The sequence below is a fragment of the Bacillus sp. FSL R5-0523 genome (genome assembly GCF_037975295.1).
Classification (GTDB): domain Bacteria; phylum Bacillota; class Bacilli; order Bacillales; family Bacillaceae; genus Bacillus; species Bacillus subtilis.
The window spans coordinates 3,590,340-3,615,597 of sequence record NZ_CP150251.1 but is presented as its reverse complement, the minus strand read 5'-3'; the positions used below and the strand labels follow the sequence as shown (position 1 = coordinate 3,615,597).

Here is a 25,258-nt window from a genome sequence, read left to right as displayed (position 1 = left end):
ACCCGGAGCCAGCTCCGGGTTTTTCTCATTAATAAGTGCTGTACGTATCGCTGAAAAGGCCGTCAGCAATCCCAAGCATTAAAAAGATGAAGAAGGCGATAATCGCAAGAATGGATACAGCAATGCTTACGATCAAATAAATCCCTTGCATCTTTACGAATTTCGCGTAATTCTCCAGCATTAAGTCTTCAGACTGTCCGCTATTGTGTTCAGCCATTTGGCCTGCTTCCCTAGCTGATCTCATCAAAAAGATACCGGAAATAATTTGCAGTACGCCTGGCACGGCACCGATTAGAAAAAAGAACGCGCCTGAAAGCGCGGTAATTGCGCCCATAATAATAAATAAAATGCCTGTAGCTTTTCCCCATTTCGAAATGCTGATGAGGGTTTTGTTCATTGTTTCAGGATTCATGTATACTGGCTCCCCTTTACAAAAAAATACTCACTTTTCTTTTATACACTATTTGTGAGAAGTTTTGTATATAGAAAATAACATTTTGGGGATTGACCCTAACGTTGCGTGATTGTTTACGATAAAAAAGAGGAGGTGTTATGTATGAAATATCAAGTTAAACAAGTGGCGGAGATATCAGGTGTCAGCATTCGGACGCTTCATCACTATGACAATATTGAGCTTCTGAATCCTTCAGCGCTTACTGATGCTGGGTATCGTTTGTACAGTGACGCAGACCTGGAAAGACTGCAGCAGATTTTATTTTTCAAGGAAATCGGGTTTCGTCTGGATGAGATTAAAGAGATGCTGGATCATCCGAATTTTGACCGGAAAGCGGCACTTCAGTCGCAAAAGGAGATATTGATGAAGAAAAAACAAAGAATGGATGAGATGATTCAAACAATTGACAGGACGCTTTTGTCCGTTGATGGAGGGGAAACGATGAATAAGAGGGATTTATTTGCCGGATTAAGCATGAAAGACATTGAAGAGCACCAGCAGACATACGCTGATGAAGTCAGAAAGCTGTATGGAAAGGAAATTGCAGAAGAAACAGAGAAAAGGACATCTGCATACTCGGCAGATGATTGGCGCACGATCATGGCTGAATTTGATTCGATTTACAGACGAATTGCGGCGCGAATGAAGCATGGGCCCGATGATGCAGAGATTCAGGCCGCAGTGGGGGCATTTCGCGATCATATTTGCCAATATCATTACGATTGCACACTCGACATTTTCAGAGGACTCGGGGAAGTGTATATCACTGACGAGCGATTTACCGATTCAATCAATCAATATGGAGAAGGTCTTGCCGCTTTTTTGCGGGAGGCAATCATCATTTACTGTGACCATCAGGAAAACCCCCGGCCGTAAAGGCCGGGGGTTTTTGGCGCATCTTATAAGATCGGCGACAACAGCCGCGAGACGGATTCTTTTATTCGAATCCACAACGGGCGCTGCAGATACTCCTCATAGGTGAATTTTCTGGATACTAGCAAATCTTCTTTAAAAGTTGAAACCAGTTTTTTAGCAATGGTGATATCGTATATAAATGCATTAACCTCAAAATTCAGCCTGAAGCTTCGGACATCAATGTTGGCTGTGCCGACTGACGCGATTTCGTCATCCACCACGATGGTTTTCGCGTGAATAAAGCCGTTATCGTAAATATAGACAGTGGCTCCGGCTTTCAGCAGATCGCCGATATACGAAAGTGTCGCCCAGTATACAAAGGCGTGATCGGGCTTGTTCGGAATCATAATGTTAACGTCAATGCCCGAAAGGCAAGCGATCCTTAAAGCATCCAGCAGGCTTGCATCCGGGATAAAATAAGGTGTTTGAATCAAAATGGAACGCTTGGCGTTCGAAATCATTTTGATGTAGCCATTTTTAATTTGTTCCCATTCCGAATCAGGGCCGCTTGTGACAATCTGCATCCCGACGTTGCCTTTTGGGCCGTAATCAGGAAAGTGATTTGGAATATATGTCAGCGTATGGTGATGAGAAGCTTGGTTCCAGTCAAGGATGAACCGTGTTTGGATGGCGTGCACGGCCGTTCCTTGCAGCCGGATATGCGTATCCCGCCAATAACCGAATTTCGGATTAAGCCCTAGATACTCATCTCCGACGTTAAAACCTCCGACATAACCGGTCATACCGTCTATGATCACAAGCTTTCGATGGTTCCGGTAATTCAGCCGCAGGTTAATCGGCCTGAGCTTTGACGGGAAAAAGACCTCCACATGCCCGCCAGCCTCGCGAAGCTCTTTAAAAAACTTTTTTCTCAGCGTTCTGGACCCGAGTTCATCATAAAGCACTCTGACCTGAACACCTTCTTTCGCCTTTTGGATGAGAGCGTCCCGCAATTTTTTGCCTAATTCATCGCCTTTATAAATATAATACTGTAAATGGATATGATCCTTAGCCTTTGAAATGTCACTCAGCAGCCGCTGAAATTTATCCCGTCCATCTGTAATGACGTCAACTGAATTATCCTCTGTAAACACAGCATGGTTATTCATAATCAGCATATAAATTAAATCTTTGTTATCAAAGGTCGCACGGTTGTTAAACTGGAATTGCTTGGTTTCTAAATCTTCAAGCTGATGCTTCAGCAGCCTTTCAATTCCAATCTTTTTCCGGTCTTCCCATTGAAACAAATGCTTGCGTCTGAGATTATGGCCGAATAATAAGTATAAAATAAAGCCTAAAACGGGAATAAAGAAAAGAACAAGCAGCCACGCCCAAGATGCACTGGCATCGCGCCGTTCTTTGAAGATGACAATGATGGCCAAAAGAATATTTAAAATGAAAAAAAGTGATAAAAGGATGGAAGAAATACTCACTTTGTAACCCCGCTCATTCATATTTATCAAGAAGATTGCCATTAGTATTCCATGAATAACAGTGATCTGATTCCCATTACAAATTATAACACTCACATTTTAAAAGAATAAAGAGCGGCGATCCAGATTCTTCGTGAAAAATACGGGCAGATTTCTTTAAAACCAGCTTGCACCTGCGTTAAAATAAACACATATGATAACGTTCGTGAAGCTTGAAACATCAAATAAAGGGGGAGGATTATATGAACTTTTACAGAGTCGAACAAATGCCGGGGTTCATCAAAACAGAAATGCAAAAAATTCAGAAGGCCGTACAGCCTTTCATGAAAAAAACCGTCATTTACCGTTTTCTTGCTATTCCGCTTGCTGCATTCTCTCTCTTTAATTTAGCTGCTTTTCTATTTCATGCTTCAGCTGACAGGGAGTCCCTGATCAGCGCAGGCATATTCGCCCTTTTGGCGGCGCTCGGGCTCGCATTTTTTAAAGAGGCAGGCTATCAGCATAAACAAATCCAAAAAACGGTTCACATCTATATGCTGAACAGGATCAAAAAGAGCGAAATCCTTTCAGAAGAGCGGAAAAGCTCCTACGCACGACAAATAAAGGAAGAGCCATTTGCGATGCGGAGTTTTGTTGAATTTTTGACTGAGGAAGACAGACGCAAAAAAATGTTTTAAAGAAGATCTGCACCCGGATTGTTGAGATTTTCCAGACGATCCGGGTGTGTTTTTTTGCATGCAGACACCCGAAATAAAAAGTGCGGTCTCGGATTGATTCCGACTTCATCCGTTTTTTTGATATTCATTTCTGGGTAACAGCGTTGCTTTGTTGATTTCCTTACTAGAGATGTCTATTGTATGCTTGCTTCAGGATTTGGTGTTTACGCCGGCCTGCTTTGAATAGTCAAATAAAATAGGCATGGTTCCGTTTATATGGAACTCATGCCCTGTCCTGTCTCATCATTATTCAAACACCGGATCATCCTCATAATAATAAGAATCCGGATCATCATACGAAGGCGTGTTCTCAAAAGCAGCAATGCCGATTACCACCAACACGAAAATGGCTACAATGATCCCGATCAGGACAGTAACGATACTGGATGCTGCGTAAAACAGCTGCATTTTAATAAACGTTCCATAGTTCTCAAGTATGCTTTCACCCGCGGCGCCGGTAAGAGTTCCGTCGGCTTCCGCGGCTGCTTTTGCTGAGCGCATCAAAAATACGCCTGAAATAATGAGCAGTACGCCCGGAATGGCGCCAATCACTGTCATCAAAACAGAAAGAGTGACAAGCGATCCCATAATGATTAACAAGATGCCAGAAATTTTGCCCCACTTGGCAATGTCGGATAGCGACTTGACAGCGGAGGCGCTCAGCTGGCGGGTCTCCTGTTCAACAGGTGCAGTCTCCTGTTCAACAAGGCTATTTTCTTCATTATGATTTTCAATTTCGTTTTCATCTTTATCCAGACTAATCATGAAAGCTCTCTCCCTAAAATTTTTAAATCGTATCTTTTCCCGTCCATTTCGGCGATGCCGGGGAATAGTCCCCATTCTGCAAACCCGTGCTTTTCAAACAGCTTCAGGCTTGGTTTATTATGCCCGAAAATGAAGGCCATAAGTGAGCGGATGCCAAGATCCGGCGCAATGCGGAGCGCTTCCTGAAGCAAATATGATCCAACGCCTTTGCCGCGGCATGCTTCGTCAATGTATATGCTGACCTCCGCTGTTTTATTATAGGCTGGCCTTCCATAAAATGTTTCAAAGCTGATCCAGGCAGCGACGTTTCCGTTTTCGTCCTCGGCCACATAGAGCGGACGTGCCTCTGTATGTCCTAAAAACCATTCCATCCGGTCTTCAGGAGTTACCGGTTCGGTATCGGCTGTTACCATTCGAGAAGCAATCGTTGAATTGTAAATCGCAACAACAGCCTCCAGATCTTTATTTTCAGCAAGGCGCAATGTCATGTTCATACGTTTTTGGCACTCCTCTCAAAAAAAATGACATATTTTCGTAACAGTCTGCGCAAACTACATCTAAAAAAGTTTTTTGGATAGGTGTATATATTTTCAGAAAAGTGTTCAGAATGTTGCTGAGGTGATGAAACAATGAGAGAGGAAGAAAAGAAAACTTCTCAAGTCAAAAAACTTCAGCAGTTTTTTCGTAAACGCTGGGTGTTCCCTGCAATTTACTTAGTCAGTGCGGCCGTCATTTTAACAGCTGTCCTTTGGTATCAATCAGTATCAAATGATGAGGTAAAGGATCAGTTGGCTGATAACGGCGGAAACTCCGCATATGACAACAACGACGATGCAGTTGAAGTAGGAAAGTCAATGGAAAATGTCGCAATGCCGGTTGTTGATTCTGAAAACGTTTCTGTTGTGAAAAAGTTCTATGAAACCGATGCCGCAAAAGAAGAGAAAGAAGCAGCACTCGTTACCTATAATAACACGTACAGCCTAAGCAAAGGAATTGACTTAGCTGAGAAAGACGGAAAAGATTTCGATGTCTCTGCTTCTCTGAGCGGTACGGTTGTTAAAGCTGAAAAAGATCCAGTGCTGGGATATGTTGTGGAAGTAGAACATGCCGACGGTTTATCGACTGTGTATCAATCTCTTTCCGAAGTAAGCGTTGAGCAAGGTGACAAAGTAAAACAAAATCAAGTGATCGGAAAATCTGGCAAGAACCTTTACAGTGAAGACAGCGGAAACCACGTGCACTTTGAAATCCGTAAAGATGGGGTCGCAATGAATCCGTTAAACTTTATGGACAAACCAGTTTCTTCTATTGAAAAAGCAGCAGCTGCTGAAGAAAAAGCTGCCACCCAAGAAACAGAAGAATCCATTCAGCAATCTTCCGAGAAAAAGGACGGATCAACTGAAAAAGGAACAGAAGAAAAATCCGGTGAGAAAAAGGATGATTCAACTGACAAATCTGGTTCTAAAGAAAGCAGCACAACAGAAGACACTGAACAGTCTTAATGAAGAAAACGTCTATCCTTGTGATGGGCGTTTTTTTCTGTTACTTTTTGCTTTGTTTTACCGTCTATGTAGTTACATGTAAACACGTACGTTATAAAGGAGGTTATGTCATGAACCGCCTATTGCTCGCAGGCTGGATCTTTTTTATCCTGCTTTCTGTCTGTACGGAAAGCTTCAGCGGCATGGTCGTATCGCAAACGGTGGCTTTTCATTTTCAGCCGCACCCTGATCTGTCTCAATTTTTAGTTATGGATTTTACTGAGCTTACTGTACCTGAAGCGTTTATTCAAAAAATCGGACACGCGTTTTCCTTCTTTGTGCTGACATATTTGCTGTGGAAACAGCGGGGCAGCATAAGATCAGCTGCAGCCGGCTCATTTGCGTTTGCTTTTTTCACAGAAGTTCTTCAGCTCTTCTTCAGCAGGAATGGTTGTATCCGGGATGTGCTCATCGATGCTGTTGGAATTGGATTGTTTTATGGTTTATATGTGTTGGCGAAGCGAAGAAAACAAGAGATGTATGAGAAATATTAAAGCCGGCTGTCTTGGTTAAAGACGCCGGCTTTTGTCTTTCTTAGAAATTTTGATCGGTTGGTTTTTTCGTCAGTTTATTGATAATGGTTTCATAGATCCTCACGATCAAATCGACGAACGGGCGAAGCAGATCTGAAAATCTAAAGAAAAGGAACCCGATAATGATGGCGACAACGAGGCTGCCCAATACATCTACCGGATAGTGATGTCCCACCCAAATTCTCGAAAAGCCTGTCAAAAGCCCAAAAATGACAAGCGGCCAGCCGATTTTGCGGTTTCTGAAAAGCATCGCAATAGAAATCGCTAATGCACCTGTCGTATGGTCACTTGGAAATGAAGCATCCGCAGCATGCGGAATCAGTGTATGCACTGTATGCGCAACGAACGGGCGCGGTTCGAAATAAACAAGCGTAATCAAATAGTTGATCACAAGGCCTGCAATTCCTGTGATGCCTGCGTATAGCACATGTTTTCTGCTTTGTGTGTTCCCAAACAGCCAGATTGCCAATAGGATAAGGGCATAGGCGACAATGGCATATTCCGTGATGAAGACCATAATGGCATCGAGAACTGAATTGTGATGAGATAGTCCATGGATTGCTTTAAAAATTTCGTAGTTCAAATAATCACCTTTTACATTTTTATATTTAGTAGACTAATCTTACTCATGAAAAGTTTCAAATAAAAATAGAGATTGTCTGAAATAACGGCGCTTGAAGAGAATTCGAAGAGGAATCGCGCTTTCTGGGGGGATTCTGTGCACAAAAAAAGAGATCCGGAGTGTCCGAATCTCGTACCGATATTAAAGTGCTTCAGGTCCTTCTTCGCCTGTGCGGATGTTGATCGTATTGCTGATTTCATAGACAAATATTTTACCGTCACCCGGTGATCCCGTTTTCAGCACCCTTTTAGCGGTCTCAGTCACTTGATCAACAGGAACCTTGCTGACCACAATTTCTATTTTTAAACGCTCGTATACATTGCTTTCTATTTTTACCCCTCGATAGAGCTCCGTATGTGCTTTTTGAAGGCCGCAGCCGTGTACATTGGAGAAAGTCAGAGAGGTCACTCCGATTTTTCCGAGTTCCTGCTTCAGCTTTTCAAAATTTGCCGGACGCGTTACAATTTCTACCTTGAACATTTGACCGCTCATAGCGTCACTCCTCACATAGAATCTTGATATGCTTTTTCCCCGTGCATCGTTAAGTCAAGCCCAAGTGACTCTTCTTCTTCAGTTGCGCGAAGGGGAAGGAAGAGGCTTACAAATTTAATAATAACGAAAGTGACAATAAATACAAAAACATAAGTGGCGGCGATGGCGACGATTTGTTTCCAGATTAAGCTTGCATCACCGTAAAATAACCCATCTGCGCCCGCTGAGTTAACAGAGGTTGTTGCGAATAATCCTGTTGCGATTCCGCCCCATGTGCCGCCGATCCCGTGCAGGCCAAAGGCGTCAAGCGCGTCGTCGTATCCGAATTTCTTTTTAAGCGAGAATACTCCCCAGAAACAAACTGCCCCGCCGATGATGCCGATAATAATAGAAGCGAACGGTGTGACAAATCCGGCAGCCGGCGTAATGGCGACAAGCCCGGCGATTGCGCCAGATACCGCTCCGAGCATTGTCGGTTTTTTGTTAATGATCCATTCTACTAAGATCCAGCCGGCGATCCCGGCTGCAGCCGCGGTGTTTGTGTTGATGAACGCGTACATGGCTACACCATCTAAAGTCAAAGCGCTGCCAACGTTAAAGCCGAACCAGCCGAACCAAATCAAAGCTCCTCCTAAGAAGGTGTAAATGAGGTTATGCGGAGAAGACGCTGTGCCGTCTTTCCGTTTGCCGAGCACAATGGCAAGAACAAGTCCTGCCACACCGGAGGAAATATGAACAACATTGCCGCCAGCAAAATCGAGCGCTCCAAGCTGGCCGATCCAGCCGCCGCCCCATACCCAGTGCGCTACGGGTGTGTAAACCAAAGAGGCCCATAAAACCGAGAATAAAAGAAAAGCGCCGAATCGCATCCGCTCTGCGAAGGCCCCGGAAATAATCGCTGTAGTCAGAACGGCAAACGTCATTTGGAACATCATAAATAACGAGTGGGGGATGGTATCGCTGTAATCTCCCGGATCAAATCCGACCCCTTTGAGGCCGGCCCACTCCAGTCCGCCGATGATTGAATTGCCTGGTGCGAAGGCAAGTGTATATCCGAACAGCACCCAAACGATGGAAACGATGGCAATGGAAGAGAAACTGTGCATGGCAGTGCTCAGCACATTTTTGCTCTTTACCATTCCTCCATAAAATAACGCTAATCCCGGGGTCATCAGCCACACGAGTAAAGCGCAAAAGAACATAAAAACTGTATCGCCCATTTGCATGTCTCATTCCTCCGTATCTTTCAGAATTAAAAGCAATTATTATATTTCTTCATTATAGAGAAAAAAGAATGATAAAACATTTTCATGTAAGATTTCCTGACATGGTTTTTAAGGAATGTTATCGAGGGACGGAAAGGAAGGAGAATGGCATTTTTTACGATATAAGACTTTGTATCTATAAAAGAAGCTATTCATATGGGCTGAAAAGGGAATTGACATTAATTAGAATACTCTATACTGTATTAAGTGTACTATATCAAATAATACACTGAGGGGGATGTATGATGAAGAAAGGCGGCAGGCTGAGGAAAGCGGTACGCAAGTCGATTCCCGCGACGTTCCGATTGTTTTTAGCCTTTAATTTTTTCGTGTACGGTCTGGCGAAAGTGGTAATTGGTCAGTTTGGCGAGGTGACGCCTGAAATTGAGGCGGCTGCCGGGAAGGGGTTTACGATCGCGTGGACATTTTTCGGTTATTCTCATGTCTATGAACTGTTTATAGGTTTTGGTGAAATCCTGGCAGCTGTTTTATTACTGATTCCGCGAACGGCTGCATTAGGGGCGGTTATTTTTATGCCCATTATTGTGAACATCGTCTTGATTAACTATTGTTTTGATATTGGCGTGCAGGATCTTAGCACGATATTAATGGTTATGTGTCTTATCCTGCTTTGGATGGACCGCCGCAAATTCATGGGCATTTTCAGGCAGGGACCGATAGACAGCAGGCAGGTGATGAAGCGATGACGCCCCTTATGATTACTGTGCTTGCCGGTTTGTTCGTATGCACAACCTGTTACTACTACATAAAAGAAAAATCATGAGAAAACGCTCCTTCTGAGAATTTCGCAAGCATCATAAAAGAATGTAGGCAGTGTGAAGAGTAAAATATGCAATGTGAGAAACACTAACAGTATCAGGAGGAGACGTATGATGAATACACTCAACATTGATTTTCAAAAAACAGCACTGGTTATCATTGATTTACAAAAGGGGATTGTGCCGATTGATCAAAGCGGCCAGGTTGTCCCGAACGCGAAAAAGCTCGTAGATGAATTTCGGAAACATAACGGGTTCATCAGCTTTGTAAATGTAGCCTTTCATGATGGAGCGGACGCCCTGAAGCCGCAAACGGATGAGCCTGCGCAGGGAGGTTCAGGGGAAATGCCGGCGGACTGGGCCGAATTTGTTCCGGAAATCGGTGTGCAGGATGGCGATTATACTGTGACAAAACGGCAATGGGGTGCTTTTTTTGGCACAGATTTAGACTTGCAGCTGAGACGTCGCGGCATTGATACGATTGTATTGTGCGGCATCGCAACGAATATCGGGGTGGAAAGCACAGCACGGGAGGCATTTCAGCTTGGCTATCAGCAGATTTTTATTACAGATGCCATGTCCACATTTAGCGATGAAGAGCATGAAGCCACACTGCGCTTTATTTTCCCGAGAATCGGTAAATCGCGGACAACGGAAGAGTTTCTGGAACAAGTGAAATGATGTTATCGAAAAAAAGCCGGGCTGTTTTTTTAACAGCGGTGGCTTCGGGAACAATGCTGAATCCGCTGAACTCGTCTATGATCTCTCTTGCGCTCCATAGCATCCAGCATGAGTTTCACCTCTCGTTTACAACGGTTTCCTGGCTGATTTCCTCGTTTTACTTGGCGAGTGCCGTAGCGCAGCCCGTAACGGGAAAGCTCGGTGATTTGATTGGGCGGAAACGCTTGTTTTTATTCGGGCTTATTCTTGTTGCGGTTTCTGCCATCGGGGCGCCGTTTGCGCCGACGTTTATGACATTATTGGTCATGCGGCTGTTTCAATCGGTGGGGAGCAGTGCGATTTATCCGTCAGGTGTCGGCTTGATTCGGAATCATATTCATGAGCGCCAAGCTTCAGCCTTGGCTGTACTCTCTATATTTGCGTCCGCCATGACGGCGCTGGGGCCGACAGTCGGCGGGTTTTTGATTGTATGGGGAGGCTGGCCGGCGATCTTTATCGTTAATTTGCCGTTTATTATCCTCAGCTTCTTATTGGGCCTGTATATGTTCCCGAAAGATCAGAAAAAAGGGGCAGGAATCAAAACCATTATTCAGCAGCTCGACATTCTTGGAATTGTTTTATTTGCCGGGGGAATCATTTTCCTTCTATCCTTTTTGCTGTCGTTCAGCACGTCGCCGCATGCGGTTGAAGGTGTGCTTGGCTTGCTTCTGCTCTGTGCGTTTGTCTGGCGCGAGCTGAAAACGGATAAGCCGTTTATTGATGTCCGTCTGTTTAAAACACAGCGAAACCTGTCAGCCGTGTATGTTCAGTTTATTTTATTGAATGTTTTCTTCTATTGTTTATTTTTTGGTTTGCCAAGTTATTTTCAGGATGAAATGCATCTTTCTGTTCAAACGAGCGGCCTGTTTATGCTGTTTATGTCTGGAATGAGCATCGTTGTGTCACCTCTAACCGGCAAATGGATCGACCGATCTGGTGTCGTCAAGCCGATCTTTGCAGGAGCACTTTTGATGACGGCTGGAGCCGTGCTCTTAACCATCTTTTTTATCAATGTCCAGACCATCGGGAAAGGGCTCATTCTGTCTCTCTTGGGTATAGGCTACGGACTGGGCAATGTCGCGCTTCAGGCAGCGATGCTGAAAACGAGTCCTTCCAACATGGTAGGAACGACTTCAGGCCTGTTTCAAACCTGCCGTTACCTAGGATCGATTTTGTCTTCGGTGATCCTTGGCATTCTTTTTGGTAAAGAAATTACGGCAGCCCATTTTGATATGATGGGAATCATTATGATCATAGCGGGCGGAGCAAGCCTGTTAATGGCTGTGAGATTTGCTGCATTAATGAAAACTGCATCTTGAGAAAGAGACGGGCTCTGAGGTCTGTCTCTTTTTCTTGTTTAAGCTGTTCAAATACAAACGGGAAAATTGTATATCATAGCCAGTGTTATTGTCTGACTCTTCAGTTATATTAAGTGACATCTAATGTCAAAAAACATAACGTGATGACATATAGACAATATGGAAAGGGGAGCCGGCTATGAAATTAAAAGAGAGTCAGCAGCAATCCAACAGGCTGAGCAATGAAGATCTGGTGCCTTTGGGACAGGAAAAACGGACGTGGAAAGCACTGAACTTTGCCTCCATTTGGATGGGATGTATACATAACATACCGACCTACGCGACGGTGGGAGGATTAATTGCGATCGGCCTTTCGCCTTGGCAGGTGCTGGCGATCATTATTACGGCATCACTTATCCTATTTGGCGCTCTTGCCTTAAACGGCCATGCGGGGACAAAATACGGGCTGCCGTTTCCAGTGATCATTCGGGCTTCTTACGGGATATACGGCGCGAATATCCCCGCGCTTCTAAGGGCGTTTACAGCTATCATGTGGCTTGGCATCCAGACCTTTGCGGGTAGCACGGCACTGAACATTTTGCTTTTGAATATGTGGCCGGGCTGGGGAGAAATTGGCGGCGAGTGGAACATTCTCGGCATTCACTTATCTGGTTTGCTTTCCTTTGTATTCTTTTGGGCCATTCATTTACTCGTATTGCATCACGGCATGGAGTCGATTAAACGTTTTGAGGTGTGGGCAGGGCCTTTAGTGTATCTGGTATTTGGCGGCATGGTATGGTGGGCCGTTGATATTGCCGGAGGATTGGGCCCGATATACTCTCAACCAGGAAAGTTTCATACGTTTTCAGAAACATTCTGGCCGTTTGCTGCCGGAGTTACTGGCATCATCGGCATCTGGGCGACATTGATCTTAAATATACCTGATTTTACACGGTTTGCTGAAACACAAAAAGAGCAAATCAAAGGACAATTTTACGGTTTACCGGGAACATTTGCGCTTTTCGCATTCGCAAGTATTACGGTGACCTCCGGCTCGCAGGTCGCGTTCGGAGAGCCGATTTGGGATGTTGTCGATATTTTGGCGCGGTTTGATAACCCTTATGTCATCGTCTTGTCCGTGATCACGCTCTGCATCGCCACGATCTCTGTAAATGTCGCGGCTAACATCGTATCGCCCGCTTATGATATAGCGAATGCCCTGCCGAAATATATCAATTTCAAACGTGGCAGCTTTATCACAGCGTTGCTCGCTTTATTTACGGTTCCGTGGAAGCTGATGGAGAGCGCGACAAGCGTGTATGCGTTTCTTGGCTTAATAGGCGGCATGCTTGGACCGGTGGCAGGCGTGATGATGGCCGACTATTTTATCATTCGCAAGCGTGAGCTCTCGGTAGATGACCTGTATTCCGAAACAGGACGGTATGTGTATTGGAAGGGCTACAATTACCGTGCGTTTGCAGCCACAATGTTAGGAGCGCTGATTTCGCTGATTGGCATGTATGTTCCTGTATTGAAAAGCTTATACGATATTTCTTGGTTTGTAGGTGTGCTAATCTCCTTTCTTTTCTACATTGTTCTGATGCGTGTTCACCCGCCTGCATCATTGGCAATTGAAACGGTTGAACATGCGCAGGTCAGCCAGGCTGAATAAGATCTATTTAGACGGTATATTTTCATATTTTTGAATGGTTTTCCATAAATAGAGCATTTATAATGGTTTTAGAAATCTATTCTAAAACGAAATGGGAATCGAAAATGAGAAAATGGTATTTTATTCTTTTGGCGGGTGTTTTAACGTCTGTCATCCTCGCTTTCGTTTATGATAAGACAAAAGCGAATGAGGAAGGATCTGGGGATTATCTGTATGTTTCGCCAAATGGCAGTGATCAAAATGAAGGAACAAAAGAAAAGCCGTTTCGTACATTGGCACACGCATCTGAGAAGGCTGCTGCCGGCACAACTGTCATGATTCGGGAGGGCACGTATCATGAAATCCTTGATGTAAAGCACAGCGGTACGGACGGAAAGCCTATCACATTCCGAAACTATGAAAATGAAAACGTCGTGATTAGCGGTGAATCCGTTACGGACGCTGAATATGAAACACCGCTTATTCGTATTCACGATAAACATGACATTGCCATCAGCGGTTTAACAATTCAAGATCTTTCTGTTTCATCTGAGGAAGCAACTGCTATAGGGATTTATGTATCAGGGTCCAGCAGTCATATCGCCATTAAGGATAATCACATCCGGGGTATTAAGACAACTGCGGATGAAGGAAATGCTCACGGAATCGCAGTTTATGGGACTGGCAGCATGAAAGACATCCGAATCGAGGACAATACAGTTGAGAAACTGACGCTTGGAGCGAGTGAAGCAGTTGTGCTGAACGGTAATATCGACGGCTTCACAGTTGCAGGCAATGTGGTCCGCAACAATAACAACATCGGGATTGATCTAATTGGTTATGAGGGAACCGCGGATAAAAACGATTACGTGCGAAACGGAGTCGTAGAAAACAATACAGTTTATCAAAACTCCACTTACGGTAATCCTGCTTATGGAGATGAATACTCAGCGGGCGGGATTTATGTCGATGGAGGACACGATATCGAAATTAAGAACAACACAGTTTACGATAACGATATTGGGATTGAAGCAACGTCTGAACACAAAGGAAAGCATGCAAATGCCATTCAGATCACAGACAACAAAGTGTACAACAATGCGTACACCGGTATTTCAATCGGAGGATATGACAAAAAGCGGGGCGGCACCAGCAATTCTCTGATTGCCCGCAATATTATGTACCGGAATGACACAAAGGGACTGTACGGCGGACAGCTGCTGCTGCAGTACGATACGAAAAACAACACAATTGAAAAGAATATATTGACGGCCGGTGATTCCAGATTATTTATCGGAAACGATTTTACAGAAAATGAAGGAAATACGGTCAATCATAACGTGTACCACAAGGAAGCGGATCAAGACGGCATATGGATGTGGAAAAAGAAAGAATATGATTCATTTTCGTCGTATCGAAAAGCAACAAAAAACGATCAGCAATCCATATATGCCGATCCGATGTTTCGTGATGAAGCGTCCTATGATTTTTCGTTAGATCCTGATTCACCTGCGCGGAAAGTCATTGAATAATATGCCATAGGCGGCGTTCTCTCGTTCAACCGAGAGGGACGCCGTTTTTTATATGTAAAAAAGACTGCCGGGATTTCCCGGCAGTCTGACAAGTTATTCTGCAATAGACACTTTTCCTTCAGTCTCAGCAGGTTTTTTCTGGCTCCACGTATAGAGAAGCAGAGCAATTAAAACGAACAGCCCCGCTGTTAAATAAATGGCAGAGAAGCCGGCAGATGCTACAAACAATCCGAATACATACGATCCTACAGCAATTCCGCTGTCAAAGAAGGTAAAGAACGTTGCCGTTGCAAAACCGGAGCGGTGAGCCGGAGATTTCTGAATCGCCAATGTTTGCATGCAAGGAACGATTGATCCGTAGCCAAGACCGATAACCGCCCCTGAAAGCAGAAGCATTAAGCCGCTATGTGTGAAGGACAGCATGCAGAGTCCAACAGAGAAAATCAGGATTGATGGGTAAATGACAATGCCCGGTCCGACTTTGTCGAACAATTTCCCTGTGAACGGGCGCGCAATCATCATTGTCACCGCAAAGCAAACAAAGAAATATCCGCTGATATCCGAAAGGTCAACTGATTTGGCGAATACAGACAGATATGATGTGACTGTTGAATAACAGAAAGAAATAAACAAACCGACCGTCGCAATTTTGAGTGCGCCCTTTTCAAACATATCCGAGAACGCAAAACGGAATACAGTCGTGCCGCTGTCCTTACTTTGCGGCACTTTTATCAAGAACGAAACAAGTAAGCCCGCAACCATAAACAGCGCAAAGGCTGTAAAGAATACAGGAAAGCTTACCACTCTCATCAAATTCAGGCCAAGGAAAGGCCCGATCGCCATAGCGAGGTTCATAGACATGGCAAAGTATCCAAGCCCTTCACCGCGCCGTTTGGCTGGAATAATATCAGCGGCAATTGCACCTGTAACAGTCGTTAAAATGCTGAACCAAATCCCTTGGAAGAACCGCAATCCGAGCAGCAGGGAAAAGTTATGAATCGGCATATACAGAAAAGATGATAGGGCGAAGAGCGCCATTGATACAATCGCCATTCTTTTCTTCCCGAAACGCTCAACGATGGCTCCGGAGAAAGGCCGTGTAATGATCGCAGACAGAAGGAACAGGCTGATTAAAAGCCCGCCTTGTGATTCTGTGCCGCCAAGCTCTTGCAGTGTATAGATCGGCAATACAGTTAAAAATGTATAAAAGAACACAAACACAAATAAATTGACAAGCAGGACCATAATAAAATCCTTGGTCCATATCGCATCCGCTTTTTTCAAATGTATGTCACTTCCTTATTTTCATTGTTGTAAAAACATGCGGAATAAATGAGAAAAAGCTTCTTTATCTTCATCCCGGAAATCAGCAAGCAGCTCTTCCTCGAATTTCAGCATTTTCACATTGATTTCTTCGTATTTTTTCTCGGCTTCTTTTGTGAGGACAACAAGTTTTTCCCGTTTGTCTTCACCTTGCCGTCTCTGAACCCAGCCGTTCTCCTCCAGGCGTTTGATCGTCCGAGTCACAGTCGGCGCTTCCACATTTAAATAGGACCAAATCTCTTTTTGAGTCATTGGTCCGATTGTACGCAAACAATATAAAACTGACCATTGAGATGAATAAAGGCCGAATGGCTCTAGCTGTTCATTGGCTTTCTTGGCAATCAGGCGGGCGCTTTGGTTGATTTGATGAATGAGGTGTCTGTTGACGTAGGACATGTCGGTCTCCTTCTAAAAAACTTACCTAAGTAACTAATTGCTTATTTCATTTTACAGGAGCGATCAATAGTTGTAAAGATGAAAATTTAGTGACGCGAAATAGTTTGCTGAATCTGAAAAAGTTCGTTTCACCCCTTGTCCTTATTGAGTTTTTAGCATATTCCCAAAAGAATGCTAATACACTGTTACAAACCTAACAAAGAGAGTGTTTGAGGTGAGGGATCGTGGGCATATTTCACAAACTTACTTTTAAAACCATACAACGAAGAAGCGGCATAATGAACGACTCTTTACAGAATACGGATCTCATTTCACACTTCTCACATCCATTTTAGGGAGGTCGAGTGGTGTGCACGATTACATCAAAGAGCGAACAATCAAGATAGGGAAGTACATCGTGGAGACAAAGAAAACCGTTCGTGTCATTGCGAAGGAATTTGGTGTTTCCAAAAGTACAGTACACAAGGATTTAACAGAGCGTCTGCCTGAAATTAACCCCGACTTGGCAAACGAAGTGAAAGAAATACTCGATTATCATAAATCCATCAGGCATTTAAGAGGAGGAGAAGCGACAAAGCTCAAATATAAAAAAGATGAAATTCTCGAAGGAGAGCCTGTTCAGCAATCGTAATCACCTGGCATTGCCTTCTTGAAATCGTTCATAAAACATCCGCAAAAATTTGTAAAGAACTTATTGTGCTTCCAACTTTTTTTCTATATTTTATGATAATATATATAATTAGGGCACAATGTGGATATTTACTGTGAAACAGATTTTCAAGGAGGATATAAATAGATGTTTGCAAGGGATATTGGTATTGACCTCGGTACTGCAAATGTACTGATCCATGTTAAAGGTAAAGGAATTGTTCTGAATGAACCTTCCGTTGTTGCACTTGATAAAAACAGCGGCAAAGTGCTGGCGGTTGGCGAAGAGGCAAGACGAATGGTTGGACGTACACCTGGGAATATTGTTGCGATTCGCCCGCTGAAAGACGGAGTTATTGCTGACTTTGAAGTAACAGAAGCAATGCTGAAACATTTTATTAACAAGCTGAATGTAAAAGGCCTGTTCTCAAAGCCGCGCATGCTCATTTGCTGCCCGACGAATATTACATCCGTTGAGCAAAAAGCAATTAAAGAAGCTGCAGAAAAAAGCGGCGGGAAACATGTGTACCTTGAAGAAGAACCTAAAGTTGCCGCTATCGGCGCGGGTATGGAAATATTCCAGCCAAGCGGTAACATGGTTGTAGACATCGGAGGCGGGACGACGGATATCGCGGTTATTTCAATGGGCGATATTGTCACCTCCTCTTCTATTAAAATGGCTGGGGACAAGTTTGACATGGAAATCTTAAATTATATCAAACGCGAGTACAAGCTGCTGATCGGCGAACGTACTGCGGAGGATATTAAGATTAAAGTCGCAACTGTTTTCCCAGACGCACGTCACGAGGAAATTTCCATTCGCGGACGGGATATGGTTTCCGGTCTTCCAAGAACAATTACAGTCAACAGTAAAGAAGTTGAAGAAGCCCTTCGTGAATCTGTCGCTGTTATTGTTCAGGCTGCGAAACAAGTGCTCGAAAGAACTCCGCCTGAACTTTCTGCTGATATTATTGACCGCGGCGTTATTATTACCGGCGGAGGCGCGCTCTTAAACGGCCTTGACCAGCTGCTTGCCGAAGAGCTTAAGGTACCGGTCCTCGTTGCTGAAAATCCTATGGATTGCGTAGCCATCGGCACAGGTGTCATGCTTGATAATATGGACAAGCTTCCTAAACGCAAACTAAGCTGATTTCACAAACCTCATTCTGAAAAAGAATGAGGTTTTTTTATGAAAAAGCCTTCACGAAAAGATGTTAAATGACGATAATAGGATAAAATACTGAGTTTTTATTATAGAACGAATGTTCCTATATGACAACTGGAAAAAATGCCATTTTTAGAGGTGGGAAATTTGTTAAAAGGATTATATACAGCAACATCCGCAATGATTGCCCAGCAGCGAAGAACGGAAATGCTTTCAAATAATATTGCTAACGCAAATACATCAGGATATAAAGCTGATCAAGGCTCTATGCGCGCGTTCCCTGAGATGCTGCTCAGCAGAATAGAATCAAAATCTCCGGCCGGGACATCGAGGACGGAAATCGGTTCCGTGAATACCGGAGTATATATGCAGGAGCTCAAGCCTCTCTTTACACAGGGAAGCCTGAAGTCCACAGACCAGCCTACAGACATTGCATTGATCGAAAATCAAGTTCCGATGAATGCGGAAACCAATGAAAACGCGGCTCTTTTTTATCCGGTTCAAACAGCGGATGGAATCCGTTATTCAAAAAGCAGCACATTTTCACTAAATGAGAACAACCAGCTGACGATCAACGGACGCCCTATTTTATCGACGGATCGCCAGCCAATCACTGTTGATAATGAGAATTTCACTGTGTCTGAAAACGGTACTGTTACAACGAACGGACGCACAGCCGGCCAGATTGATGTCAGAATGGCGGAAGATGTCCGCAATCTCAAACGGGACGGAAATGATTTGTACAGCACGGCGGACGGTAATGATCTGCCAAGCGCAGCCGGAAATAATCAGGTATCCTATTCATTAAAACAAGGCGTCTCAGAGCTTTCAAACGTGGATGTGACAAGCGCCTATACAGAAATGACTGAAGCGTACAGATCGTTTGAGGCGAATCAGAAGGTTATTCAGGCTTACGATAAAAGTATGGATAAAGCAGCGAATGAAATCGGAAAAATTTAAGATAACGGAAGAAAAAACGGGGGACATCAACTATGCTCAGGTCAATGCTAACGGCATCAACAACCTTAAACCAGCTGCAGCAGCAGATTGACACAATCAGCAGCAACCTTTCAAACAGCAACACAACCGGCTATAAGGCAAAAGATACGAATTTTTCTGAGCTTGTCAGACAGCAGTTCGATCAGGTTGATGAAAAAAACGAGGAAGTGGCAAAAGCCCGAAAAACGCCGCCCGGCTTGCGCCTTGGCGTCGGAGCGATGATGAATTCACGCCTTGTCTCTGATCAAGGGAGCATTCAGAAGACGGATCGCGATCTGGACATCGCATTTACGTCTCCATACCAGTATCTTCAGGTAAATGTAAATGGAAACCGCCAGTATACGAGAGACGGAGCATTATATTTAACGCCTTCAGCCAATAATGCCAACCAGCTTCAGCTCGTTACTGGAAATGGGTATCCGATTCTTGATGAAAACGGCAGTACGGTGAACATCGACAGCTCAATGAAGAATATCACCATCAATAAGAACGGCACCTTAACCGCATCTAATGGAAATGCGGTTAAGCGGTTTAACCTTGGCGTTGTCCAAGTGAATAACCCTCAAGAGCTGAAATCGGAAGGGAATAACCTTTTCTCTATTGATAATGCGGCAGCTTTTGAAGAGCTGAATGGCGCAAATAGACAAAACATCGGCATGCAGCAGGGATCACTTGAGATGTCCAATGTCGATATTTCAGAACAAATGACAGATTTGATCACGTCCCAGCGTTCGTATCAGCTGAACAGCAGAACGATCACAATGGGAGATCAAATGCTCGGTTTAATCAATTCAGTCAGATAATAAGAAAATGGGCGTTTTTCAATCAGCCGCGCATGATAAAAAAAGCGGCTTTTTCGAAATCGTCCTTTTTTTTGTAGTATTCCGTAATATCTTCTAACAGCACTTCTAAATCCACCCACGCCTCGATTTTTTCTAATTCAAGCACATATTCGAGCAGCTGCTCATAGGGATCTTCCACTGAGGTGTAGAGGGCTTCAAGCGTTTTTAATTTTAAATAAATGGTTTGAATGTCTACCTTTTCAGATAATTCTTTTCCTTTTTGAAGGACGGCTTTAGCTTCTGTGATGTTCCCTGTTTTAAACAGCGCTCTGACAGACTCGTACACACAATGAAGATATGAGACTGGTGAATTCATTTCAAATTCTTGATTCTTTAATACTTTTCTAAAGTAAAGAAGTGCTTCCTGATCTTTTTTCTCGGTCGCTTTTAAAAAGCCAAGGTTATAATAAGCGTGGCATAGCAGGTTTTCGTCATGTAGTTGCTGGGTTTTCTTAATGATTTCTTTGAAAAGCTGTTCAGCTTTTTCATAGTGCTCTTGATCAATATAATTCACGGCGAGCAAAAGCTTACAGGTGATTACCTTTTTGATATAGCCGAATTGGTGCAAATAGATGTGTAATGCCTTTTTGACGTATTGGATGGAAAGCGGCGGTGATTTCATCAAGTAATAGGCGCCGGCGGTTTGATAATATAAATCAGCGGCTTCAAACGTATTTTGAATGGCGGCCAGGTACTGTTCAGCTTTTTTAAAATGATGTACTGCATGTTTCGGAGCTGTTTTTACCATCTCATATAACCCAGAGAAAAAATACAGATAATATTTCAATTCATCATCCATTTTGTCTTCCAGGCCATATAGGTCATCGAACAATGAATCGAGCCCGTTCTGGTTTTCAAAAAGCAGCTGATGGCGGGCCTGAAACAATTGATAACGCATCCAAAGTTTTGTGTTCTTTTTGATCTTCGGAAGGTGCTGGTCAATTTTCTCTTTCAGTGTGCAAACGTGATTCATTTTGCGTTTGCTCATTGCTGAATACCACTCGTCTAACATGTTTAGCATTCTTTTTTCAATAAACTTCGAAATCATTTTCCTACCTCTTTGCTATTGGTAAAATCTATAATTATCATATCATAACTTTTGACGGCTCTCATTGACAGTTGGTTACATTTTAGCGCGGTTGAAAAAGAGATTAATTCATAATATACTTTTCAAATGTACAGATTGGATCTTTGATGATTGCTATACATACTAATGCAGATGAAGGAGATGTCAAGACAATGCTTGATACTCAGCAAATTAAAGAAATTATTCCTCACCGTTATCCGTTTTTGCTTGTGGATCGGATTACGGAAGTTGAAGAGGGCAAACGGGCAAAAGGCTATAAAAATGTAACCGCTAATGAAGAGTTCTTTAACGGACATTTTCCTCAGTACCCAGTTATGCCCGGCGTATTAATCGTAGAAGCACTCGCTCAAGTCGGAGCTGTTGCGATGTTGATTAAAGAAGAAAACCGCGGCAGACTGGCTTTTTTTGCAGGCATTGATAACTGCCGCTTTAAAAAACAAGTCAAGCCTGGTGACCAGCTTCACCTTGAGGTTGAAATCATTCGTGCCCGCGGCACAATCGGGCGCGGAAAAGGCGTTGCCACAGTTGATGGCGAAGTCGTTTGCGAAGTTGAACTGACTTTTGCCCTCGGAGAATAAATGAAAAAAGGCAGATGGCCAGCGGCACATTTGTCTTTTTTTCTTTACAAATATAAAAAGCGGGTGATTGTATGTGGAATGAATTTAAAGCCTTTGCCATGCGGGGGAATATCGTAGACCTTGCGATTGGTGTTGTGATAGGCGGCGCTTTCGGCAAGATCGTCACATCTCTAGTAAATGATATCATTATGCCTTTGGTCGGTTTGCTGCTGGGAGGGCTTGACTTTTCAGGCCTGTCGTTTACGTTTGGCGATGCTGTAGTGAAATATGGAAGTTTTATACAGACGATTGTGAACTTCTTAATTATATCGTTCTCCATTTTTATCGTCATTCGGACTTTGAATGGGTTAAGGCGCAAAAAAGAAGCGGCAGAAGAAGAGGCTGCGGAGGAAGCGGTGGATGCGCAGGAGGAGCTGCTGAAAGAAATCAGAGACCTGCTGAAGCAGCAAGCAAAGTCGCCGGAATAAAAAAGATGCCGTTAGAAACGGCGTCTTTTTTTATCTCAATTTTCGTTTAGGTTCGTTCTGTGTCCTTCAGTTCTTTAGGGCTTCCTGTTGTTTCAGCGAGATGAATGAGCATTGAGACAGAGGTGCCTGCATCCGGAATGCTGCTGATCATCAACTCGCTTCCGCAAAAATGTTTCAGCCGCTGATTGATATTTTTCAATCCGACGCTGCGATTAAAATCCGTTGATAAGAGATCTATTTGTTTTTCCGGAGTTATCCCGGCACCGTTATCCTCTACTTTGATGTAATACTCATTTTTGCTTTGTTTTTTAGCTGTCAGTTTGATCCATCCTCCGCCTCTTTTCTTGCTGACACCGTGAAGAACGGCATTTTCCACCAAGGGCTGAATCATTAAAGGCGGAAGGATAAAGTCAATGTCTTCATCTATATCGAAAAGAACCTCAAGCCGATTACCGAATCGCGTCTTTTCTATAGAAAGATAGGAATTGATAATCGAAAGCTCATGTCTGAAGGAACTGATGGCTGATGTATTTTGAAAGTCAAAACTCATTCTTAAATAGTTAGTAAATTCCTCTGTTACCTCCCGGGCCTTTTCAATATCCAAATGAGTGAGAGAAATAATCGTGTTTAATACATTATAAAGAAAATGAGGCTTGATTTGCGATTGGAGAAATGCCATTTCCATTCTAGTGGCTTGATTTGCTGTATGTTTCATCATGATCAGGTTTTGAATACGCGCCATAAATTCAGAGTAATGATAAGGTTTTTGCAAAATGTCATTCGCTCCGGCATGAAAAGCCTTGTATTTGTCATGGCCGATAATGGCAGCTGTAATGATGAGAACCGGAAGATCAACCATGCTGAATCGTTCGCGAATTTTCATACAGACTTCGAAACCAGTCATATCCGGCATCATCAAGTCCAAAATAACCAAATCAAGCTTCGTGCAAGAGATGATTTCTAATGCTTCCTTTCCGTTCTTCACAGCAATCACATTGTAGGGCACACCTTCAAGCATATCGCTCAAAATTTTTAAACTGTCAATGTTATCATCGACAATCAGGATGGTTGGAGCGTCAATATGCTCAGAGTAATAAGGCGTGCTAAATGAGATATCTGATAGATCTCTCTCGGATTGTAATTCAGGAAGGCGTTTTTTTGTTTCAGATACAGGTTCATTTTGGGCGATCGGCAAGGTGAAATGGAATGCCGAACCTTTTCCTTCTTCCGATTCGACCCAAATGTCTCCGTTATGGAGCTGAACCAGCTGTTTGACAATGCTGAGGCCAAGACCGGCACCATCGTCTTTATTCTTTTCGGCTTGCTGAAAAGACTCAAAGATGGTTTGGCGATCGGCTTCTGAAATGCCGCTTCCTGTATCCGCTACTGTCACTTTGATCATGTTGTCGTTCAGTCTTGAAGCAGAAAGTGTGATTTGGCCCTCTTTTGTATATTTGATTGCATTGTCTACTAAATTGGTTAATATTTGGCGGAAGCGGTTTTCATCTGCGAGCACTAAAGGAAGATCGTCAGGGATATGGTTCATCATATTCAAGTTTTTATGTCTCGATAAAAGATTGTAGAAATTCATTTCCGAACAAACTAAAGTATAAATATCAACAGGAACCGGGTGGATTTGAAGCATGCCCTGCTTTATTTTTTCTAAATCCAGGATGTCATTTACCAGATTGGACAGCCTGTAGCCCATGCGGATGACGAGCTGCATATTTTCTTTCTCTTCTTCTATCGTTCTTTTTCCTTTGCCGGCCAGCAGGGTCTGGCATATATTAATGATGCTGTTCAGCGGTGTTTTGAATTCATGTGATGTTTTGGCGATAAATTCATCCTTTAGCCGGTCAATTCTGAGCAATTTCCACGACAGCACTTCATTTTCACGGAATGCTCCGGCAAATTGCTGTGCCATTAGCAGAACGATCGCCAGCAAAGCGATAACTGTTGGCACTGAATAAATCGAATTAAAGGAAAAGGCTGTTTTGCCGCTGTAAGCTGATATGGTGGTTAAAATGACAAAAGCACTCATTGAGATAGAGGCGATGGTCAGATACAGGCTTCCTTCCATTTTGCGGATCGCAGCAATCGTGAAAATATATGTAATATAAACCAGAGTCGAGACGGCTAGCACAGAATGTAAGATGTACGAGGTATGGCCGATAAAACCGACGGTTAAAAAATCTGTGACTAAGACCAGTCCGGAAGAAACGGTGGCTATGCGAATAAAACGCTTTGAAACAATCTCTCTGTAAGCAAAATAGAGATAGAGAAAAACCGCAATGCTGACAAGCACTGTAGAGATGGCCCTCAATGAATTTAGCAATGAAAATGAAATTGACGGATAAAGGAGGAATATAATCCGCTCTTTTCCGATCATCAGAATAATGAACGAAAACAGAAGACACATAACAGAAAAAAACAACAAATGTTTATCTTTTTTTCTTTGCAGGAAAAAGCCCAGAAAATATAATCCGGTAATGAAAAAAGCTGTAATCATGATCGTATCATTAAGAAAGGAAATTTTGTTTTCCCGCACTATTTGGTCCTGAGTGCCAAAAGTAATTGGCTTTGCGATTCCCCATCCCGGCGTTTTTCCGAAGTTCGAAAATTGTACGACAAGTTCATTGTCACCCTTGTGAAGCGTAAAAAAGCTCGTATATGGGCGGTTTTGTGCCGCGAAATCAGGATTATCTGAAGGGCTTCCGCTTTGGCCAATGCGTTGTCCATTAAAATAGATGCGATTGGCGCTGTAAATAAACGACGTGCTGATCCCAAATACCTGATGGTCTTGCTTTGATCTTATGGTTAGCTTATATGTTCCGTAATCTACATTCATACCTTGTTTTGACAGCTTTACATTGCTGGGGACATCAACGAAGAGAGGATCTTTTCCTTTTGCTGAAGCGATTTCTTTTGGTGACAGAATCTGATTTGGATACAATGTCCATTCTCCGTTCAGCTGTACATTCCCATCCTTCTGAAAATCCCAATTCTCCAAGTTCATGACCCCATGCCTTGCCGCAGG

At 43.4% G+C, this 25,258-nt stretch carries 28 protein-coding genes and 1 pseudogene; 16 read left to right on the top strand and 13 right to left on the bottom strand.

Going from position 1 to position 25,258, the window contains the following annotated elements; genetic code table 11:
• Positions 1–28 precede the first annotated feature (28 nt).
• Entirely contained in the window at positions 29–412 is a 384-nt protein-coding gene (locus tag NYE53_RS18470) for a DUF5362 family protein (protein ID WP_003227738.1), read from the bottom strand.
• 144 nt (positions 413–556) lie between these two features.
• Here NYE53_RS18470 and mta point away from each other — a divergent pair, with 144 nt between their 5' ends.
• Positions 557–1,330 (top strand): transcriptional activator Mta, encoded by a 774-nt coding sequence (gene mta, locus NYE53_RS18465; protein ID WP_003242936.1) that lies wholly within the window; start codon positions 557–559, stop codon positions 1,328–1,330.
• Positions 1,331–1,353: 23 nt separating this feature from the next.
• Here the strand turns inward: mta and cls are convergent, their stop codons facing one another.
• Positions 1,354–2,802, bottom strand: a complete 1,449-nt coding sequence (cls, locus tag NYE53_RS18460; RefSeq protein ID WP_003243311.1) for a cardiolipin synthase — start codon at positions 2,800–2,802, stop codon at positions 1,354–1,356.
• 242 nt (positions 2,803–3,044) lie between these two features.
• Here cls and NYE53_RS18455 point away from each other — a divergent pair, with 242 nt between their 5' ends.
• Entirely contained in the window at positions 3,045–3,479 is a 435-nt protein-coding gene (locus NYE53_RS18455; protein WP_268548866.1) for a DUF5392 family protein, read from the top strand.
• On the opposite strand, the gene NYE53_RS18450 is transcribed toward NYE53_RS18455, so the two are convergent.
• The 3 genes from NYE53_RS18450 to NYE53_RS18440 form a co-directional block, all read right to left on the bottom strand.
• Positions 3,476–3,607, bottom strand: a complete 132-nt coding sequence (locus tag NYE53_RS18450) for a hypothetical protein (RefSeq protein WP_339246135.1) — start codon at positions 3,605–3,607, stop codon at positions 3,476–3,478. The genes NYE53_RS18455 and NYE53_RS18450 overlap by 4 nt on opposite strands.
• Positions 3,608–3,764: 157 nt before the next feature.
• Entirely contained in the window at positions 3,765–4,283 is a 519-nt protein-coding gene (locus tag NYE53_RS18445; RefSeq protein WP_339246133.1) for a DUF5362 family protein, read from the bottom strand.
• Positions 4,280–4,771, bottom strand: coding sequence for a GNAT family N-acetyltransferase (locus tag NYE53_RS18440; protein ID WP_080262692.1), 492 nt, complete (start codon positions 4,769–4,771; stop codon positions 4,280–4,282). The genes NYE53_RS18445 and NYE53_RS18440 overlap by 4 nt, the downstream gene beginning before the upstream one ends.
• Before the next feature lie 141 nt (positions 4,772–4,912).
• On the opposite strand from NYE53_RS18440, the gene spoIIQ reads away from it, so the two are divergent.
• Complete coding sequence (gene spoIIQ, locus NYE53_RS18435; protein ID WP_014481160.1) at positions 4,913–5,785, top strand: stage II sporulation protein spoIIQ; 873 nt, start codon at positions 4,913–4,915, stop codon at positions 5,783–5,785.
• Between the two features lie 110 nt (positions 5,786–5,895).
• Entirely contained in the window at positions 5,896–6,318 is a 423-nt protein-coding gene (locus NYE53_RS18430) for a VanZ family protein (protein ID WP_003227753.1), read from the top strand.
• Between the two features lie 40 nt (positions 6,319–6,358).
• On the opposite strand, the gene bcrC is transcribed toward NYE53_RS18430, so the two are convergent.
• The 3 genes from bcrC to amtB form a co-directional block, all read right to left on the bottom strand.
• Complete coding sequence (gene bcrC / locus NYE53_RS18425; protein ID WP_339246130.1) at positions 6,359–6,940, bottom strand: undecaprenyl-diphosphate phosphatase BcrC; 582 nt, start codon at positions 6,938–6,940, stop codon at positions 6,359–6,361.
• 180 nt (positions 6,941–7,120) lie between these two features.
• Entirely contained in the window at positions 7,121–7,471 is a 351-nt protein-coding gene (locus NYE53_RS18420) for a P-II family nitrogen regulator (protein ID WP_003221829.1), read from the bottom strand.
• Between the two features lie 11 nt (positions 7,472–7,482).
• A complete protein-coding gene (gene amtB, locus NYE53_RS18415; RefSeq protein WP_015251031.1) occupies positions 7,483–8,697 on the bottom strand; it encodes an ammonium transporter AmtB in 1,215 nt (404 codons plus the stop codon).
• A gap of 281 nt (positions 8,698–8,978) precedes the next feature.
• Here amtB and NYE53_RS18410 point away from each other — a divergent pair, with 281 nt between their 5' ends.
• The 5 genes from NYE53_RS18410 to NYE53_RS18390 all read left to right on the top strand — a co-directional run bounded on the left by NYE53_RS18410 (position 8,979) and on the right by NYE53_RS18390 (position 14,716).
• Entirely contained in the window at positions 8,979–9,443 is a 465-nt protein-coding gene (locus NYE53_RS18410) for a hypothetical protein (protein ID WP_339246127.1), read from the top strand.
• Between the two features lie 183 nt (positions 9,444–9,626).
• On the top strand, positions 9,627–10,196 hold the full coding sequence (locus NYE53_RS18405; RefSeq protein ID WP_003227761.1) for a hydrolase: 570 nt from the start codon (positions 9,627–9,629) through the stop codon (positions 10,194–10,196).
• Positions 10,196–11,554: an MFS transporter gene (locus NYE53_RS18400; RefSeq protein WP_029726045.1), complete on the top strand. Its 1,359-nt coding sequence runs from the start codon at positions 10,196–10,198 to the stop codon at positions 11,552–11,554. Before NYE53_RS18405 ends, NYE53_RS18400 begins: the two co-directional genes overlap by 1 nt.
• A 178-nt stretch (positions 11,555–11,732) precedes the next feature.
• Entirely contained in the window at positions 11,733–13,205 is a 1,473-nt protein-coding gene (pucI, locus tag NYE53_RS18395; RefSeq protein ID WP_336155914.1) for an allantoin permease, read from the top strand.
• 104 nt (positions 13,206–13,309) lie between these two features.
• A complete protein-coding gene (locus NYE53_RS18390; RefSeq protein WP_339248577.1) occupies positions 13,310–14,716 on the top strand; it encodes a right-handed parallel beta-helix repeat-containing protein in 1,407 nt (468 codons plus the stop codon).
• Positions 14,717–14,809: 93 nt separating this feature from the next.
• Here NYE53_RS18390 and NYE53_RS18385 read toward each other — a convergent pair whose 3' ends face one another.
• Together NYE53_RS18385 and NYE53_RS18380 are read right to left on the bottom strand one after the other, a co-directional pair.
• Positions 14,810–16,000, bottom strand: coding sequence for an MFS transporter (locus NYE53_RS18385; protein ID WP_032722676.1), 1,191 nt, complete (start codon positions 15,998–16,000; stop codon positions 14,810–14,812).
• A 21-nt stretch (positions 16,001–16,021) separates the two neighbouring features.
• Positions 16,022–16,435: a MarR family transcriptional regulator gene (locus NYE53_RS18380; RefSeq protein WP_003227771.1), complete on the bottom strand. Its 414-nt coding sequence runs from the start codon at positions 16,433–16,435 to the stop codon at positions 16,022–16,024.
• Between the two features lie 224 nt (positions 16,436–16,659).
• On the opposite strand from NYE53_RS18380, the gene NYE53_RS18375 reads away from it, so the two are divergent.
• From NYE53_RS18375 to flhP, 5 genes are all read left to right on the top strand, one after another.
• Positions 16,660–16,770, top strand: a complete 111-nt coding sequence (locus NYE53_RS18375) for a protein usd (protein WP_010886628.1) — start codon at positions 16,660–16,662, stop codon at positions 16,768–16,770.
• A gap of 14 nt (positions 16,771–16,784) precedes the next feature.
• Positions 16,785–17,066 carry a sporulation transcriptional regulator SpoIIID gene (gene spoIIID / locus NYE53_RS18370; RefSeq protein WP_003221804.1) on the top strand — a complete coding sequence of 94 codons (282 nt, stop codon included), beginning with the start codon at positions 16,785–16,787 and terminating at the stop codon, positions 17,064–17,066.
• Between the two features lie 165 nt (positions 17,067–17,231).
• Positions 17,232–18,233, top strand: coding sequence for a cell shape-determining protein Mbl (gene mbl / locus NYE53_RS18365; protein WP_003227776.1), 1,002 nt, complete (start codon positions 17,232–17,234; stop codon positions 18,231–18,233).
• A gap of 162 nt (positions 18,234–18,395) precedes the next feature.
• Positions 18,396–19,208: a flagellar hook-basal body complex protein FlhO gene (gene flhO, locus NYE53_RS18360; protein WP_339246123.1), complete on the top strand. Its 813-nt coding sequence runs from the start codon at positions 18,396–18,398 to the stop codon at positions 19,206–19,208.
• Positions 19,209–19,240: 32 nt separating this feature from the next.
• Positions 19,241–20,050, top strand: coding sequence for a flagellar hook-basal body complex protein FlhP (gene flhP / locus NYE53_RS18355; protein ID WP_339246122.1), 810 nt, complete (start codon positions 19,241–19,243; stop codon positions 20,048–20,050).
• A gap of 22 nt (positions 20,051–20,072) precedes the next feature.
• Here flhP and rapD read toward each other — a convergent pair whose 3' ends face one another.
• Positions 20,073–21,137, bottom strand: a complete 1,065-nt coding sequence (gene rapD, locus NYE53_RS18350) for an aspartate phosphatase RapD (protein ID WP_339246119.1) — start codon at positions 21,135–21,137, stop codon at positions 20,073–20,075.
• Positions 21,138–21,328: 191 nt separating this feature from the next.
• Between rapD and fabZ the strand changes: the two genes are divergently transcribed.
• On the top strand, positions 21,329–21,754 hold the full coding sequence (gene fabZ, locus NYE53_RS18345; RefSeq protein WP_003221796.1) for a 3-hydroxyacyl-ACP dehydratase FabZ: 426 nt from the start codon (positions 21,329–21,331) through the stop codon (positions 21,752–21,754).
• Between the two features lie 71 nt (positions 21,755–21,825).
• A complete protein-coding gene (gene mscL, locus NYE53_RS18340) occupies positions 21,826–22,221 on the top strand; it encodes a large conductance mechanosensitive channel protein MscL (RefSeq protein ID WP_021445844.1) in 396 nt (131 codons plus the stop codon).
• A 46-nt stretch (positions 22,222–22,267) separates the two neighbouring features.
• On the opposite strand, the gene NYE53_RS18335 is transcribed toward mscL, so the two are convergent.
• Both NYE53_RS18335 and NYE53_RS18330 read right to left on the bottom strand, forming a co-directional pair.
• Positions 22,268–23,239, bottom strand: coding sequence for a histidine kinase (locus NYE53_RS18335; protein ID WP_339248574.1), 972 nt, complete (start codon positions 23,237–23,239; stop codon positions 22,268–22,270).
• A gap of 177 nt (positions 23,240–23,416) precedes the next feature.
• Positions 23,417–24,730, bottom strand: a pseudogene (locus NYE53_RS18330) (sensor histidine kinase); the annotation flags it as partial.
• Positions 24,731–25,258 lie beyond the last annotated feature (528 nt).